Raw genomic sequence first — 15,005 nt, 5'->3', positions numbered from 1 at the left:
CGGAGGTCGCCATGTACCAGAAAGTGCTGCTACCCGTGGATCTGAACGAGGAGGGCTCGTGGAAAAAAGCGTTACCCACAGCGGTAACGCTTTGCCAGACTTTCGGTGCATCGTTGCACATCGTCAGCGTGCTGCCGGAATTCAAGATGCCTATGGTGGGCGCTTATTTTCCCAAAAATTTTTCAGAAAAGGCGAATGCTGCCATGAAAGAGGCACAGCATACGTTCATTCAGGAAAATGTACCCAAGGATGTCAAAACCCAGAGCGTAATTGTCGATGGATCGCCCTGGGAGGCGATTATCAAGGTGAGTAAACAGCTTGACGCTGACCTGATCGTGATGGCCTCACACACCAAACACAAGTTTGTCGACTATGTGCTGGGACCCAATGCCGAGCATGTGGTTCACCACGCTAAGGTGTCGGTCATGATTGTGCGCTAGCGTCTTCTAGGTCCTGCGCTCCATAAAAAACTCCAGCTCAGATGAGCTGGAGTTTTTTATGGAGCGCCATATGGCCGTAGATATAAAATTCGATCTAACGGGCCGTGATATCTGTTTGCGTGTTTGAAAACGTGGCCTGACCTGAGCGGTGAGATCGCGTACTCTACCCGTAACTTATCAATAGTTTGAATGATAAACGGTAAAGCAACGCGTCATGAGGAAATGATTGTGAAAACGTTATTATCAGCCTGGGCCCTGCTGGCGCTTAGTATGTCCCCGGTTGTACTGGCCAACCCATCCGCGGCGTTAGACGCGCCAACCGGTGCGGTTGTGCTGAAAATGAAAGGTAATATCAATCGCAAGAATGGCGAGTCAGAAGCGCACTTTGATTTTGAAATGCTAAAAGCACTTCCTCAGCATGGGTTTGATACAGGCACGCCGTGGACAAGCGGGGTAAGTCATTACTCTGGGCCGTTAATGCGCGACTTGCTGGAATATGTCGGTGCTACAGGTAATACCGTAAAGGTATCCGCGCTTAATGGCTATGAAGCCGAAATCCCGGTGGATGATTTTTACGATTATGACGTGATACTGGCGCTTGAACGAAATAACCAGCCAATGCCTATTCGTGAGTATGGCCCACTATGGGTGCTGTATCCCTTTGACCAGGACGATGCACTGTTAAATGAAAAAATCCGTTTTAGAGCCGTTTGGCAAGTGATGCGCATTGATGCGCTTGAGTAGCTCTGTAACGCAGCCCCCCAACCTGCTGCGTTATCCTCGTCGCCTTAAGTTGTTAGCCATTATTACCGTGCTGTTGTTTGCCGCAGCACTCGTGGTGGCTGCACTTGCTTCCTGGCGCCAGGAAAACCTGACGCAAAGTCTGCGTGAAGATACCGCCTGGGTGGTTTATAAGCTTGATCGTGATGCCGTGCAGCTTCTCAATCACCTGTTGTCAGCCGTGCGAACACCACTAAGCCCGGCGGTCCAGGACGAACTGAAGTTGCGCTTTGAACTCCTGTATAGCCGTTTAACGCTACTACAGGATGGAGAGGTTAATACGCTGTTCCAGGCGGCTAATGGGGCAGGCGAGCTGATGGACCAGATACAGCAGCAGATGGAAAAGCTGGACCCCATGATTGAGCTTCAGGATACGCGTGATGGGCTGCTGGTCGCTCCTCTGGAAGCAGAGCTTATCAGGCTAACGCAGTTAACCGAACGGTTTGTCATCACCATTAACGGTTACTTGGCTGAGTCTGCTACGGAAGAGCGTATTTTATTGAGCACGCTCTATAAACTTTTAATGACACTGCTGGTAGGGATGAGCCTGGCGGTTTTGCTGGTGATTGCCTTTCTTGTGCGCGAAATGCGTGAGAGTGCGGCCGCCAGGCGGGAACAGGAGCTGTTAAGCCAGCAGTTGGAAGTAACGGCTGAACAGGCGCAGGCGGCCAATCATGCCAAATCAGACTTTCTTGCCATGGTCAGCCATGAGATTCGAACACCCCTCAATGGGGTAATCGGCATGAGTGAGCTGCTGCGCGAACCGGCAAGCCCTGCCCAGGTAGAGGACTATGCGCGCACTATCCACGAAAGCGCTAATCAGCTCTTGGCAATGATCAATGAAATTCTCGATTTTTCAAAAATTGAAGCGGGCCACCTAACGCTTGAAACGTCGCCCACCGCGCTCAGGCCTTTGGTAGATAGCGTTGTGGCGCTATTTGAGCCACGTGCTCAGACGAAGGGCATATTATTGAAAGTCGATATCGATTCGTTGGTGCCGGCGTGGGTGATGCTGGATGCTGGACGCCTCAGGCAGATCCTTCTCAATCTGGTCGATAATGCGATCAAGTTTACCGACCATGGTGAAGTCAGCATTCGTGCCTCTTCAACGGCTGAGCACCTTCTGCTGGAAGTAACCGACACCGGGTGCGGGCTTAATGAAGAGCAGCAGGCAAGCCTGTTTGAACCCTTTCAGCAAGCCAATGCGTCGGTAGCTCGGCGATACGGCGGTACGGGCTTGGGTCTTGCCATCTCCAAACGCTTAAGTGAAGCCATGCAGGGACACTTGAGTGTAAAAAGCCAGCCAGGACGGGGCAGCACTTTCAGCTGCGAATTGCCGCTTGTCAAAGCTCAGCCAGCGGCCGCTTTACTTCCCAACGAACCGGATCGCGACTTTACCGGCACCTCATTGCTGCTGGTGGAGGATAACGCCGTCAATCGCAAGGTGGCGACGGGGCTTTTATCGCGCTTAGGGTGCGATGTGGTCTGTGCAGAGAACGGTCAAGAGGCGCTGAGCATGGCGGGCGCTCAGCAGGTTCATCTGATCTTTATGGATATTCAACTGCCGGATATGGATGGATTAATGGTAACGCAACGCCTGCGTGAGCAGGGAGGCTGGCTGGCCAAGGTCCCCATCGTTGCCATGACTGCCGGGGGGAATGACCGTCAGCGCTGCCTGGGTGCCGGTATGAACGACTATATTACCAAGCCGTTATCTTCATCGGCGCTGAGTAACGTGCTGGTATTGCATTTACGGCCATCGGGCCACCGTGACCTCGCCGCTTCACTGGAGCACATACATAGCGATGCAGTGCGGCATGATCTACTGAACTTCGACACGTTGCAAATGCTCAAGGAAAGCCTGGGAGTGGAGCGTCTGGTACATTTGATTCTTCTCTACCACCAGCAGGTGAGCGACTATCTATCCCAGCTGTCGGCCTATCTTGTCACACCAGAGGGGCTGTTTGACGAGCAGGCGCGTCAGGTGGCGAGACTGGCGCATCAGCTGCGCGGCGAATCGCTGAGTATGGGTGGCGAACAGCTGGCCGCTTATGCTAGGTACCTGGAACTACTCGTTCACGATAATACTGCCACGCCTTGCCAGTTAGATGCTGCGTTTAGCGCCATGCGCCACGCCGCCACACGTACACATGCAGCCCTTGAGAGGTGGCGACGCGACTTTCTGGCCAACCCATAGGACGAGTTACGTACTTTACCAACCTACCGTTTGCTTTCCTGATCCCGCGGCCACCCATGGTCAGCTTGAACAATATGCTCTGCCCGACTATGCCGGTGCTATGAGGGTGGGCAGTTATCTTCTACCAAGGGATGAGGGCTAATCCTGGCATCGTGCTATATCGTCATAGGAAATAATAAACAATACTGTCAAAGCAAGCTTAATAATCACAATACTCAGGAGCTTTAAAATGATCTACGCCAATCCGGGTGATACCAATGCCGTGGTGTCATTTGAAAAACGCTATGGAAATTATATTGGTGGCGAATTTGTGCCGCCGGTAAACGGTCAATATTTCGACAATATCAGTCCGGTCAACGGAGAGGTATTTTGCGAAATTCCTCGCTCCAGCGCTGAAGATATCGACAAGGCGCTGGATGCCGCGCACAAGGCCGCCCCTGCCTGGGGTAAAACCTCAGCCGCCGAGCGCAGCAATATCCTGCTTAAAATAGCTGACCGCATAGAGCAGAACCTGGAAATTCTGGCGGTTGCCGAAACCTGGGATAACGGTAAGGCCGTGCGTGAAACCCTGAATGCCGATATACCGTTAGCGGTAGACCACTTCCGCTACTTTGCAGGCTGTATTCGGGCGCAGGAGGGCACAGCCGCCGATATTGATGCCAACACGGTGTCCTACCATTTTCATGAGCCGTTGGGCGTGGTGGGCCAGATCATTCCTTGGAACTTCCCTATCCTGATGGCCGTCTGGAAACTGGCGCCAGCGCTCGCCGCAGGCAACTGTGTCGTGCTCAAACCTGCCGAGCAAACGCCCGCATCGGTCCTGGTGTTGATAAAAATCATTGGTGACCTACTGCCGCCGGGGGTAGTCAATATCGTCAATGGTTTCGGCGCTGAAGCCGGCCAGGCGCTGGCCAGCAGCAAGCGTATTGCCAAGATCGCCTTTACGGGGTCTACGCCGGTGGGATCGCACATTCTTAAGTGCGCCGCTGAAAATATTATTCCCTCCACTGTGGAGCTGGGCGGCAAGTCCCCCAACATCTATTTTGCCGACATCATGAACGCCGAGCCGACGTTTATTGATAAAGCAGTAGAGGGTCTGGTGCTGGCGTTCTTTAACCAGGGCGAAGTGTGTACCTGCCCGTCGCGTGCGCTTATTCAAGAGAGTATGTACGACGAATTCATGGCTAAGGTGCTTGAGCGCACTCAGACCATCAAGCGCGGCAACCCCTTGGATACCGACGTGCAGGTAGGTGCCCAGGCCTCTCAGGAGCAGTACGACAAGATCATGTCGTATATGGATATCGCCCGTGAAGAAGGCGCTGAATTTCTGACCGGCGGCAACAAGGAGAGCTTCGACCCCAGCTATGACAAGGGCTACTACATCCAGCCGACGCTGTTGAAAGGTGACAACAAGATGCGTGTCTTCCAGGAGGAAATCTTTGGCCCGGTGGTGGCCGTGACCACCTTCAAGGATGAAGAGGAAGCCCTTGCGATTGCCAACGACACTGAGTTTGGGCTGGGGGCAGGTGTATGGAGCCGGGATATCAACGTAGCGTTTCGTATGGGGCGGGGCATTCAAGCCGGCCGCGTATGGACCAACTGCTACCACCAGTATCCGGCGCATGCAGCCTTTGGCGGCTACAAGAAATCCGGCGTTGGCCGTGAAACCCACAAGATCGCTCTTGAGCACTACCAGCAAACCAAGAACTTGCTGGTTAGCTACGACATTAATCCGCTGGGATTCTTTTAACGTCAGATAGGTGTTAACCAGTAGCAGGCATTAACAGAAAACCCCGGCTGAATAGCCGGGGTTTTTGCAAACTCACACCTGTGTATTTAAAGCTGAGCGTTCTCAGGCAGTTCGCCAACGGTGCCGGGCATGGGTTGAACGGTGCCCAACTGCTCGCCTGCCAGGCTGAGAAAGCGTAAATGACGCTCGTATTCACCTACTAAGTCACCAATTACCTGCCCACGAGTATAGCCGTTCAAATCTTTATCCTGGCCACCTTCTGCCAAATAGACATCCAAGCGTACATAGAAGTCATCATCGGCCGAAATAAAGCTGGGCGTGCGCATGCGGTGCGGGCAGACCTGATAGACAAAGCTGGTGGCTTCGCCAAAATCAACCTGAAGCATAAGGCTGGGGAGTACTTCGCCTTCTAGCTGCTTCTCACTCACGGTTGCAGGCTGACCACGCCTCTCAATTTCCTCGGCAAACTGAGTCATCGCCGGGCGAATCGAATGTTTAATTGTGGCCACAGCGCCCGCACGGTTTGAGATATCAAGGGCATGATCCAAGCGCTCTTTCCAATCACCGCCTGGGGCGCTGCCGGTAATTGCATGGCGCGCATCGGCCTTGCTGCCTTCAAGTCGAAGCGCTTTGTACATCCCTACCATGACGGCAAAGATGACCACTGAAAATGGTAATGCACTAATTACCACTGCACTTTGCAACGCATTAAGCCCCCCAGCCATCAACAGGGCAATCGTGATCAAGCCAATCACCGCCGACCAGAAAATACGCAGTGAAAAAGGCGCGTCGTGATTAACGTCGCTCAAAATAGAGGTGAAATTCGCTAACACTAATGCACCGGAATCAGCGGAGGTTACAAAAAACACAATTCCCAAAAGGGTGACGACCACTGCGGTAATACCCACGTAAGGATAGTATTCAAGCAGCGTATAAATCGTGGTTTGGGGAGTTGTAAGGGCCTGCTCGCCAAGTGCGGCAACGCCTTGGTTGGCCACTAGCTCAATACCGCTGTTACCAAAGACCGACATCCATACCATCATAAACGAGAGCGGTATAAATAAGGCGCCTGTGACAAACTGGCGAATAGTGCGGCCACGGGAAATACGCGCCAGGAACAGGCCGACAAACGGCGTCCATGCGATCCACCAGCCCCAAAAGAAGATCGTCCAGCCCATCTTCCATTCTTGAGCACTTTCATCGGCAAAGGCGTAAGTATCAAAGCTTGCCGCAACAAAGCCGGATAAGTAATCGCCAGCATTATTGACGACTTTGTTCAGCAGCATCAGCGTATCGCCTGAAAAAAGCACAAACAGCATCAAGCCAAGGGCCAGCAGCATATTGAATTCAGATAGACGGCGAATGCCTTTCTCGACTCCTGTCACAACTGAAATGGTCGCCAGTACAACCACGATAACAATCAAAATTATCTGTACCGTTAGCGTTTCCGGTACACCGAACATATAAGTGAGACCGTAGTTGAGTTGAATGACACCAATGCCGAGGCTCGTGGCAATACCAAATACGGTCGAGACCACTGCGGTAATATCCACCGCGTTACCGATAGGCCCATGAATACGCTTACCCAGCAGGGGATAGAGTGCACTGCGAATGGCCAGCGGTAGGCGGTGACGGTAACTGAAATAGGCCAGCGCCATACCCATCAACACATAAAGCCCCCAACCGGATAGGCCCCAATGCAGATAGGTTTGAACGACGGCATTGCGCATAGCGGCCTGGCTTTCAGGCGTTAAGTCAGGCGGTGCCAAATAATGAGCAACGGGCTCGGCAACGCTAAAGAACAGTAGATCAATACCGATACCGGCAGCAAACAGCATCGCTGACCACGACAGTAGCGAAAACTCTGGCCGTGCGTGATCGGGTCCCAGGCGGATCCTGCCAAATCGCGACATGCCGATGACCACGACAAAAATCAGGTAAGCCACAATCGCTAGCATGTAATACCAGCCAAACGTATTGCTTACCCAGGCAAGCCCAGCATCAAAGAAGTTACCGGCCTGTTCGGTAAATAGCATGGTGAATACAAGGAAAACCAGAATACCGGCAACACTTCCGTGAAAAACCACGGGATTAAGACGGTCACGAGAGGGGAGGGAGGGGGTATCTATCGCCATGCAGGCGGACTCCTGTGGTTGAGGCAAGCGATCAAAAGAATTATTTTTGAATGAACGTTCAATATAAAATACGCTGTTTGAGCGTTTACTACAAATCAGCTTTTATAAGTCGAGGGACTGGCAGGTGAGGTTTTAGCAAGACACACATACAAAAACGCCCTGCATAAGCCGGGCGTTTGATCATATTAGGCGATTAACAGCTGCTTACTCGCTATCGATTTCCACATTATCTTCATGCTGATCATGCGGGCCGTGCCTGCCGTGACCTTTACCTTCGCCGCGGTGCTCGTTGCGCACTTCTTTCATGGCGTTTTTCAGGGCTTCGCGCTCTTCTTCAGACAGAATATCCGCTACTTTTTCCTGGTGCTCTTCACGCAGGGTCTGCATGGCCTGGTAATGTTCGGCGTTAAGCTCGTTAAGGGCCGTTTGCTGCTCCTCGCTTAATCCGGCGCGGTCGTACACTTCCTGGCGGCGCTCTTCCATGCGCTGGTGGAAGGCTTCACGGTCAACGTCTGAACCATGACCTTCATGCGGGTTTGCCTGAGCTGCAAAAGCGAGGGGTGTTAGCGCGAAAGCAAGCAGAGCTGGAGCAAAAATCTGGCGTAATGACATTTTCATAATGTGCCTCCTGGTAAATTGACGATGTCAGTATCTGGCGGAGGAGTGCAAACCGTATGCATGGAGTGTGCAATAACGGTGATCATGAAGGCGAGGGCGTATCTATCGGGTAGCAGTTATATGGTTAGACTTTAGTTGGCTTTTGATGTCATGCAAGGTTGGTGAAAGGTTTGTGGGATAGCTTTGTCCTCCGCAGGCAGTAGCCTGCTTTGCATCTTATAATTCTATAAAAAAGAGAACGCGCTATGCCCAAGAAAAACTTTGCTCCGTTTAGCTTCAATATGAAATCGCTACTCGCTGGCGCCACGGTTGTTGCAGCGTCACTCGCGTTAATCATGCCCGCCGCCGCGGCAGATGATTATCCTGAGCGCCCAATCAATATGGTGGTCGGCTTTGGTACCGGCGGTAGCGCCGACCGTTTGGCACGTATTATGTCAGGCTACATCGCTGAGGAAATCGGCGTGCCTGTTCAAGTGACCAACCGCCCAGGGGCGGGGACTCAGGTGGCATCTAACTATGTGCTGAACATGCCGGACGACGGCTATACCACCTATGCCTCAACCTTTGCCCCTTATCTGGCCAACTCGATCCTTACCGGTGGCGCCAACTTCAGTGTTGATGATTTTTCGTATATCAACTTTCAGTGGTTTGACCTGGATTTGATTGCCGCTAATAAAGATAGCGGATACGAAGACCTGCCTTCATTGCTGGAGGCAATTCGTGAAGAGCGCGGCCAGGTGCGTGGCGCAGTGGTTCAAGGCTCAGCAGGCCACCTAATGATTCGGTTGCTGCTGGAAGAAGCCGGTATTCCTCAAGAAAACCTTAACCTGGTGACGTACAACAGCGGCGGTGAAGCCCGCTCGGCGGTTGCCGGTGGCCAGGTGGATTTCGTTTCTATCAGTGCTCAGGGCAGTGAAGGGATTCGTGAGTTCCTGACGCCGCTTGCCATCGTAAGTGACGAGCGTATTGACCAGTGGGATGCTCCCCCGATCAACGAAGCGCTGGCACCGATGGATCTGGAAGTGCCGGTATTACAGGGTTCAATGCGCGGTTTCGCAGTCACTAGCGAAGTTGAACGTCAGCACCCTGAGCGCTTTGAAGCACTCGCTTCAGCCATCCAGAGCGCGCTGGCCCGTAAAGACGTTCAAGAACACCTAGAGCGCAATGAAATGGGCGGTGTTTGGATTGGACCTGAGCGTGCCAACGAGCTGATGCGCGAAAACTACGAAGTGTTCGAGAAATACGCGCACCTGCTTAACTGATCTTCCTGTCATGGCTGGCTACCTTCCATATAGCCAGCCTGGAGTTGAACCATGCCTGCACAGAAACGCGACTATGGGGACTTTCTGGTCCTCATCGGTCTGGCTTCCTTTACGCTGTGGTATTTGCTGGATGCGATCAGCGTCTCGGCACAACCCCAGAATCTACTGCTGATACTGCCACTTTCGGTCATTGTCCTGTTTATTATCGCCATCGAACTGGTGCTACGCCTAAAGCAGGGAACGTTATTTAGCATCTCTGCCGATGAAGAGCCGTTACATCACACGCTACCCGTCGTGGTTCTGTTTGGCGCCTATGTGTTATCGCTCGACACCCTTGGTTTTGATGTGGCGACCGTGATGTTCATTGCGCTCTTTTTGATCCTCAAGGGCGAGCGTAACTGGTTAGCGGTTGTGGGCTTTAGCGCAGCCTTTGGGCTCGCCGTGGCGTTCTTTTTCTCCCAAATGCTGCCCTATCCCATGACGCTGCTACTGCTACCCAGTTAAGGAGGCAATATGATTGATTTTGGCGCAGTACAGCAGGGTCTGGACCTGCTCTTCTCTAATTTTGGCCCTTGGCTCGTGGTGATACCCGGTATTGTGCTGGGGTTAATCTTCGGTGCAACGCCGGGGCTGCAAATTTCCATGGCCATGGCGATCTTCCTGCCCATGACCATGTACATGGATTTCATTCAGGCCATGCTGTTCTTAACCGCTATTTTTACCGGCGGTTCGTTCGGCGCGGGTATCCCCGCCATTCTGATGAATATTCCGGGCACTTCATCAGCTATTGCTACCGCCTTTGATGGCTATCCCATGGCGCGCAAGGGGCAGCATAACCAGGCGCTAGGCGTGGCATTGGCGGCCTCCGTGGTGGGCGCGCTGATGGGCTACCTGGTGCTCTTTTTCATGATTCAGCCGCTTTCTTATCTGGTGCTGAGGCTCGGCCCTTCCGAAATGTTTGTGGTCATTCTGTGGGGCATGACGCTGATTGCGAGCCTGAAGGGCGAGCAGGTACTTAAAGGCCTGGTGGCGGGTTTTGTGGGCCTTCTGGCGGGTACCATCGGGTTTAGTGAAATTGGCCTGGCGCGCGGCACCATGGGGCAGACGTATCTGCTTGATGGTATCCCCGTTATTCCGGCCATGATGGGTATGTTTGCAGCCTCTGAGCTGTTCAAACTTGCCAACAAAGGCTTCATTGTTGAATCCGCCGATGCGCGTAAGGTGAAAATCGGCGAGATTTTTGAAGGCTGCAAGATGGCGATGCGCTACCCGGTGGTCATGCTGCGCGGTGGTTTAATCGGTGTGCTGGTCGGGGCCGTGCCCGGTGTGGGTTCCTCCGTTTCCAACTTGCTTTCTTATATAGAAACCAAGCGCCGCGACAGAAACCCTGACTCTTTTGGCAAGGGTAACCCGAAGGGCGTGGTGGCGTCCGAAGCGGCCAACAGCAGCTCTGAAGGGGGCTCAATGGCCACCCTGCTGGCGCTCGGGATTCCCGGCGGAGGGGCAACTGCGGTGATGCTGGCTGCGTTTGCCATGCATAACATCACCGGCGGGCCGCAATTTATTCGCCAGCAAACCGACGTAGTCTACGCAATTATTTTTGCCAACTTTGCCCAGGTGTTCCTGCTGGTGATCGTGGGCCTGCTGTTTATCCCGCTGTTGGCCAACATTGTCAAAGTACCCATGCGCTACCTGATTCCTTCGGTACTGGTACTCGCAGTCATGGGGTCGTTTGGCTTAACCGGCAATATGACTGGTCCTGCCACCGTGCTGGTATTTGCGGTGATTGGCTGGATATTCCGCCATTACGGCTATTCGGTGCCTGCCGCTGTGATCGGTATGTTGCTGGGTTCGCTTGCTGAGAAATCACTGCTTCATTCCTATCAGATCAGCGGTGGGGAGATCAGCTACGTCTTAGAGCGCCCGGTGACGCTGGGTATTCTCGCACTCCTGCTGTTTTCACTATTTAGCCAGCCGTTAATGGCGCGCTTTAGTACCTGGCGTGTGGCCAAACAGGCGTAACGTAATGGCAAAAAAAACGCTTAGAACGTTAGTCTTGGGTTGCTTGGGTGGCGTTATCGCCACCCTTTTTTCATTGCCTCTGGCCTGGATGCTAGGCGCACTTTTTATGGTGATGGCGGTATCACTTGGCGGTGTTAAAACCGGCGTTGATAAGCGCTTGCACCGTGTGGCCATTGCCCTGCTGGGACTTTTTATCGGTAGTCGCATTCAGGCCAGTGAACTGGTCAGTTTAGTGCAGTGGTACCCAAGTGTACTGGCAATGCTGGTCTATATGGGGCTCATGCTGGTGGGCGGATACTTTATCTTTACCCGCGCCAGCGTAGGGCCAATGGACGCGATGTTTTGCGCCTACCCAGGGAGTATGAATTCGGCTCTGGTACTGGCCGAGCGCGCCAATGGCGATGTGCGATGGATTGCTATTTCGCACTCGTTGCGTCTGGTCACCGTAGTGTCAGGGGCGGCACTGTTGGCAAGCTTCTTTGTTGACGATGTCACGCTGCAAAGCTCGCCCGTATCGCTTTCCCTAATGGATGGGCTGCCGCTGTTATTGGCCCCGGTTTGCTGGTGGCTAGCCCGCTTGCTGCGTATTCCCATTCCTGAGTTTTTAGGCCCAATGGCTGCAGGCGCCATCATTGCTAATCTGGGGATGAATTACTCGCTGCCCACCTGGGTGGTGTTCACGGCTTTTTTAGTGCTGGGCTCTTCGGTCGGCGCGCGCTTCTCGGGAACCCATTGGTCTCAGGTAGTCAGCGTGGGGCGGTTTGGGATGGTGTATGCACTGTTTGCCCTGATTGTCGCGGCGCTAATGGCCTGGCTGGTTGCCAGCATTACTCAGCTTTCCTTTGTGGCGGTGTTGCTGGCGCTGATTCCTGGTGGTGTGGGAGAGATGGCCGTTATCGCCATGGTGATGGATATCGACCCGGTGTATGTGGTGTCACATCATGTCCTGCGCCTGCTACTGCTGATCTTTATGACCCCGCTGGTCATTCGTATCGCAAAGCAAGCGGCTGCATAGCGGGAAACGCCACCGTCACAGCGAAGCCTCCTTGTGGCCTGTTGCTAAAAGAGAGAAGGGCGGAGTGCGCGGTGGCAATCTGCTCCACAATGGCCAGGCCTAAACCGCTACCGGGCGCGTGTGGGTTGTGGCGGAAAAAGCGCTCGGTCAGCTTGCCAAGCTGTGCTTCTTCCACGCCGGTCCCTTGGTCACTTACCGTCAACATTACCTGTTGCTGCTGTGTTGTCAGGGCGATATCGATTGGCCCTTGATAAGACTCAGCACCCCCTGCATGCAGGCTTGCGTTCTCAATCAGGTTGATGACCAGCCACAGCAGCAGGATCGGGTCGCCCATCACTTTGGGAATAGCATGAGGCTGATCGAACGACAGCTCCTGGCCTTTTTGATAGATGCTGGTTGCTGTTTGCGCGCAGGCATCCTGACATAAAGCTACCAGATCAACGGCTTCAAAATGGGTTTCATCTACCAGCTCGCTGCGGGTCTTGGCATATTTTAAAAGCTGTTGAACCGTATGGCTGGCGTGTTCCGAGATACGCTGTATTTCAATAAGGTTGGCTCGGATGGCTGGTTCCTGAGTTGTTTTTAGTGAGATTTCAGTTAACGCACGTATTTCAGAAATGGGCGTTCGCAGCTGATGGGACACATCGGCATTTAATTGCTGTGTGCTTTCAATACTGCGCCGGATACGCAGCATCAGCTGATTAATGCTGAGAATCAGCGGGTGAACTTCTTTTGGGACGTCGTCTTCAAGCGGCTGAAGGTCGTGAGGAGAGCGGCGGCGAAGCGCCTGGCTCACGCTATTAAGCGGGGCTAATCCGTGATAGATCGCCAGTAGAGCAATGGTGATGGCAAGAATCCCGGCAACAACCGTTAACCCGGCGAGTGTCACCATGAAATCATTGGTCAGCGTGTAGCGCGCCTCTTTGGACTCCGCAACGATCACTTCAATATTGACGTTCTCGCGGCCTCGGTTAAAAGGAAACATCAGAGCGACGGCGCGTAGCTCGTTGCCCGCGTACGTTATGTCATAAAATATCGGCTCTGAAAGGTCAACAGGTGGGTCACCCAGGCCTTGAAAGCCGGCAATCATCCCGCCGCCGACCTCCCGCATCCGGTAGAATATTTTGCCCTCACCGCGGCTACCCAGCGTGCTAATGCTGAAGTAGTGCATGTTAATACGCAGTTCACCGTCCACCGTGTAGATGCGCCTTTCCAGCCGCTGGGCTGCATTGAGCAGCATATCGTCAAAGGTTTCGTTAATTTGGCGTGTCAGCAGCAGGTAACTTGAAAGAAGTGCCAGACATGCCAGCGCAGTAAACGGCAAGCCAATCCACAGCAGTAGTCGACTTTTTATCGATTTGATAGCAGGCATCTTAGGCGTTGGGTGTTTCTTTGGGGGCTAGGTAATAGCCTAAACCGCGGACCGTTTTCAAGCCGAAGTCATAGCCGATTTTCTTGCGAATACGCGAAATATAGGTCTCCACCGCCGCATAGCTGACCGGTTCGTCCGTGGTGGAGAGCCGGTCAATAATCTGGTCCTTACTGACCAAGCGGTTCTGGTTAATCATCAGGTATTCGATTACCTCAAGCTCGCGGCGGTGCAGCGTTACAGGCTGCCCATCGACTCTTAGCTCCATGGCCTCCGGTAAAAACTCCAGGCGGCCACAGCTAAGTGTTTCGTTGCCAAAATGCTTGGCACGCCGCACCAGAGCCCGGGCGCGGGCCACTACTTCATCCAGTGAGAAAGGCTTGCAGAGATAGTCGTCGGCGCCTTCTTCAAGCCCAAGAATGCGTTGGTCCAGCGTATCCCGAGCGGAAATGATCAGCACCGGAATGGTGTTCTGCTGATGACGCAGTTTACGCAAAAGGCTAATACCATCCAGCTCAGGCAGCCCTAGATCCAGCACCAGAAGATCGAAGCTGCCCTGCACAAGCAGCGGGAGTGCTTTTGCGCCGTTGTTGGAGACGGTAATGCTAAACCCCGCATCGCTGAGTGTTGTGGCCATCGAACGCGCTAGATTGTCGTTATCTTCTACTATAAGCGCCTTCATAGTGAATCCTGCAGTTAGCCCTCTGGCTGATACTTATATCCTACCCCATACACCGAGCGAATGATCTCTTGCTCGGGAAGGGCTTCGGTGATTTTTTTACGCAGCTTCTTGATATGGCTATCCACGGTGCGCTCAGAAACAATGCGGTTATCGCGGTACATATGATCCATCAGCTGCTCACGGCTGAAGATCCGCCCCGGTGATTGCATCATCACCCGCAACAGTTGAAATTCAACTGCGGTGAGGCCTAGATCATGACCGTTGGCCAGCGCCTGCCAGCCATCCTCATTAAGCGTCACCGGGCTTGAGGCCACGGCATTGGGCGTTTGGGTCTGGGCCTGTTCGGCAATGGCCTGGCTGCGGCGCAGTACCGCTTTCACTCTGGCCACCACTTCGCGTGGGCTGAAAGGTTTACAGATATAGTCATCGGCGCCTAGTTCCAGCCCCAGCAGGCGGTCAACTTCCTCTACCTTGGCGGTCACCATGATAATCGCAATAGTGGGCCACGCTTGGCGTATTTCCCGGCAGAGCGTCAGGCCATCCTTGCCGGGCAGCATGACATCTAAAAGTACCAGCGTCGTGGAATGTTGCTGCAGCCAGGGCAGAACATCATCGCCATGGCCCAGCGTCGCAACGTTATAGCCATGAGCAGTGAGGTAGTCATCCATGAGGCGGGCAATCTTGGGCTCGTCCTCAACAATCAATAGCGGGGCGTCTTGAGACATGGAGGGCTCG

At 53.4% G+C, this 15,005-nt stretch carries 13 protein-coding genes; 8 read left to right on the top strand and 5 right to left on the bottom strand.

Features of this window, described 5'->3' with window-relative positions; genetic code table 11:
- Positions 1-11 precede the first annotated feature (11 nt).
- From ELY38_RS05075 to exaC, 4 genes are all read left to right on the top strand, one after another.
- Complete coding sequence (locus tag ELY38_RS05075) at positions 12-440, top strand: universal stress protein (RefSeq protein ID WP_127060412.1); 429 nt, start codon at positions 12-14, stop codon at positions 438-440.
- A gap of 222 nt (positions 441-662) precedes the next feature.
- Positions 663-1,184 (top strand): putative pterin-binding protein, encoded by a 522-nt coding sequence (locus ELY38_RS05070; protein WP_127060411.1) that lies wholly within the window; start codon positions 663-665, stop codon positions 1,182-1,184.
- Positions 1,171-3,417, top strand: coding sequence for an ATP-binding protein (locus tag ELY38_RS05065; protein WP_127060410.1), 2,247 nt, complete (start codon positions 1,171-1,173; stop codon positions 3,415-3,417). Before ELY38_RS05070 ends, ELY38_RS05065 begins: the two co-directional genes overlap by 14 nt.
- Positions 3,418-3,646: 229 nt before the next feature.
- On the top strand, positions 3,647-5,167 hold the full coding sequence (gene exaC, locus ELY38_RS05060) for an acetaldehyde dehydrogenase ExaC (RefSeq protein WP_127060409.1): 1,521 nt from the start codon (positions 3,647-3,649) through the stop codon (positions 5,165-5,167).
- An 86-nt stretch (positions 5,168-5,253) separates the two neighbouring features.
- On the opposite strand, the gene betT is transcribed toward exaC, so the two are convergent.
- Positions 5,254-7,302, bottom strand: coding sequence for a choline BCCT transporter BetT (gene betT / locus ELY38_RS05055; RefSeq protein WP_127060408.1), 2,049 nt, complete (start codon positions 7,300-7,302; stop codon positions 5,254-5,256).
- Positions 7,303-7,506: 204 nt separating this feature from the next.
- On the bottom strand, positions 7,507-7,920 hold the full coding sequence (locus tag ELY38_RS05050) for a hypothetical protein (protein ID WP_127060407.1): 414 nt from the start codon (positions 7,918-7,920) through the stop codon (positions 7,507-7,509).
- Positions 7,921-8,165: 245 nt separating this feature from the next.
- Between ELY38_RS05050 and ELY38_RS05045 the strand changes: the two genes are divergently transcribed.
- Genes ELY38_RS05045 through ELY38_RS05030 form a run of 4 tightly spaced genes read left to right on the top strand, consistent with a single transcriptional unit; the run spans position 8,166 to position 12,219 of the window.
- Positions 8,166-9,182, top strand: coding sequence for a Bug family tripartite tricarboxylate transporter substrate binding protein (locus tag ELY38_RS05045; protein WP_127060406.1), 1,017 nt, complete (start codon positions 8,166-8,168; stop codon positions 9,180-9,182).
- 51 nt (positions 9,183-9,233) lie between these two features.
- Entirely contained in the window at positions 9,234-9,686 is a 453-nt protein-coding gene (locus ELY38_RS05040) for a tripartite tricarboxylate transporter TctB family protein (protein WP_127060405.1), read from the top strand.
- A 9-nt stretch (positions 9,687-9,695) separates the two neighbouring features.
- Positions 9,696-11,204, top strand: a complete 1,509-nt coding sequence (locus tag ELY38_RS05035; protein ID WP_127060404.1) for a tripartite tricarboxylate transporter permease — start codon at positions 9,696-9,698, stop codon at positions 11,202-11,204.
- A 4-nt stretch (positions 11,205-11,208) separates the two neighbouring features.
- Entirely contained in the window at positions 11,209-12,219 is a 1,011-nt protein-coding gene (locus tag ELY38_RS05030; protein ID WP_127060403.1) for an AbrB family transcriptional regulator, read from the top strand.
- Here ELY38_RS05030 and ELY38_RS05025 read toward each other — a convergent pair.
- The 3 genes from ELY38_RS05025 to ELY38_RS05015 are packed head-to-tail and all read right to left on the bottom strand — an operon-like array spanning position 12,188 to position 14,995.
- Positions 12,188-13,591 (bottom strand): sensor histidine kinase, encoded by a 1,404-nt coding sequence (locus ELY38_RS05025; RefSeq protein ID WP_127060402.1) that lies wholly within the window; start codon positions 13,589-13,591, stop codon positions 12,188-12,190. The genes ELY38_RS05030 and ELY38_RS05025 overlap by 32 nt on opposite strands.
- A gap of 1 nt (position 13,592) precedes the next feature.
- Complete coding sequence (locus ELY38_RS05020; protein WP_127060401.1) at positions 13,593-14,270, bottom strand: response regulator transcription factor; 678 nt, start codon at positions 14,268-14,270, stop codon at positions 13,593-13,595.
- 14 nt (positions 14,271-14,284) lie between these two features.
- Positions 14,285-14,995 (bottom strand): response regulator, encoded by a 711-nt coding sequence (locus tag ELY38_RS05015; RefSeq protein WP_127060400.1) that lies wholly within the window; start codon positions 14,993-14,995, stop codon positions 14,285-14,287.
- Between the last annotated feature and the right edge of the window lie 10 nt (positions 14,996-15,005).

The organism is Vreelandella nanhaiensis, assembly GCF_003990185.1.
GTDB lineage: Bacteria > Pseudomonadota > Gammaproteobacteria > Pseudomonadales > Halomonadaceae > Vreelandella > Vreelandella nanhaiensis.
The sequence above is the reverse complement of the archived record's forward strand: the minus strand, read 5'-3'. Positions and strand labels throughout refer to the sequence as shown.

Bases quoted from the DNA above. Each gene is read 5' to 3' on its own strand.
- exaC (WP_127060409.1), top strand. From the start codon at position 3,647: ATGATCTACGCCAATCCGGGTGATACCAATGCCGTGGTGTCATTTGAA.
- ELY38_RS05040 (WP_127060405.1), top strand. From the start codon at position 9,234: ATGCCTGCACAGAAACGCGACTATGGGGACTTTCTGGTCCTCATCGGT.
- ELY38_RS05070 (WP_127060411.1), top strand. From the start codon at position 663: ATGATTGTGAAAACGTTATTATCAGCCTGGGCCCTGCTGGCGCTTAGT.
- ELY38_RS05035 (WP_127060404.1), top strand. From the start codon at position 9,696: ATGATTGATTTTGGCGCAGTACAGCAGGGTCTGGACCTGCTCTTCTCT.
- ELY38_RS05075 (WP_127060412.1), top strand. From the start codon at position 12: ATGTACCAGAAAGTGCTGCTACCCGTGGATCTGAACGAGGAGGGCTCG.
- betT (WP_127060408.1), bottom strand. From the start codon at position 7,302: ATGGCGATAGATACCCCCTCCCTCCCCTCTCGTGACCGTCTTAATCCC.
- ELY38_RS05030 (WP_127060403.1), top strand. From the start codon at position 11,209: ATGGCAAAAAAAACGCTTAGAACGTTAGTCTTGGGTTGCTTGGGTGGC.
- ELY38_RS05045 (WP_127060406.1), top strand. From the start codon at position 8,166: ATGCCCAAGAAAAACTTTGCTCCGTTTAGCTTCAATATGAAATCGCTA.
- ELY38_RS05025 (WP_127060402.1), bottom strand. From the start codon at position 13,591: ATGCCTGCTATCAAATCGATAAAAAGTCGACTACTGCTGTGGATTGGC.
- ELY38_RS05020 (WP_127060401.1), bottom strand. From the start codon at position 14,270: ATGAAGGCGCTTATAGTAGAAGATAACGACAATCTAGCGCGTTCGATG.
- ELY38_RS05015 (WP_127060400.1), bottom strand. From the start codon at position 14,995: ATGTCTCAAGACGCCCCGCTATTGATTGTTGAGGACGAGCCCAAGATT.
- ELY38_RS05065 (WP_127060410.1), top strand. From the start codon at position 1,171: ATGCGCTTGAGTAGCTCTGTAACGCAGCCCCCCAACCTGCTGCGTTAT.
- ELY38_RS05050 (WP_127060407.1), bottom strand. From the start codon at position 7,920: ATGAAAATGTCATTACGCCAGATTTTTGCTCCAGCTCTGCTTGCTTTC.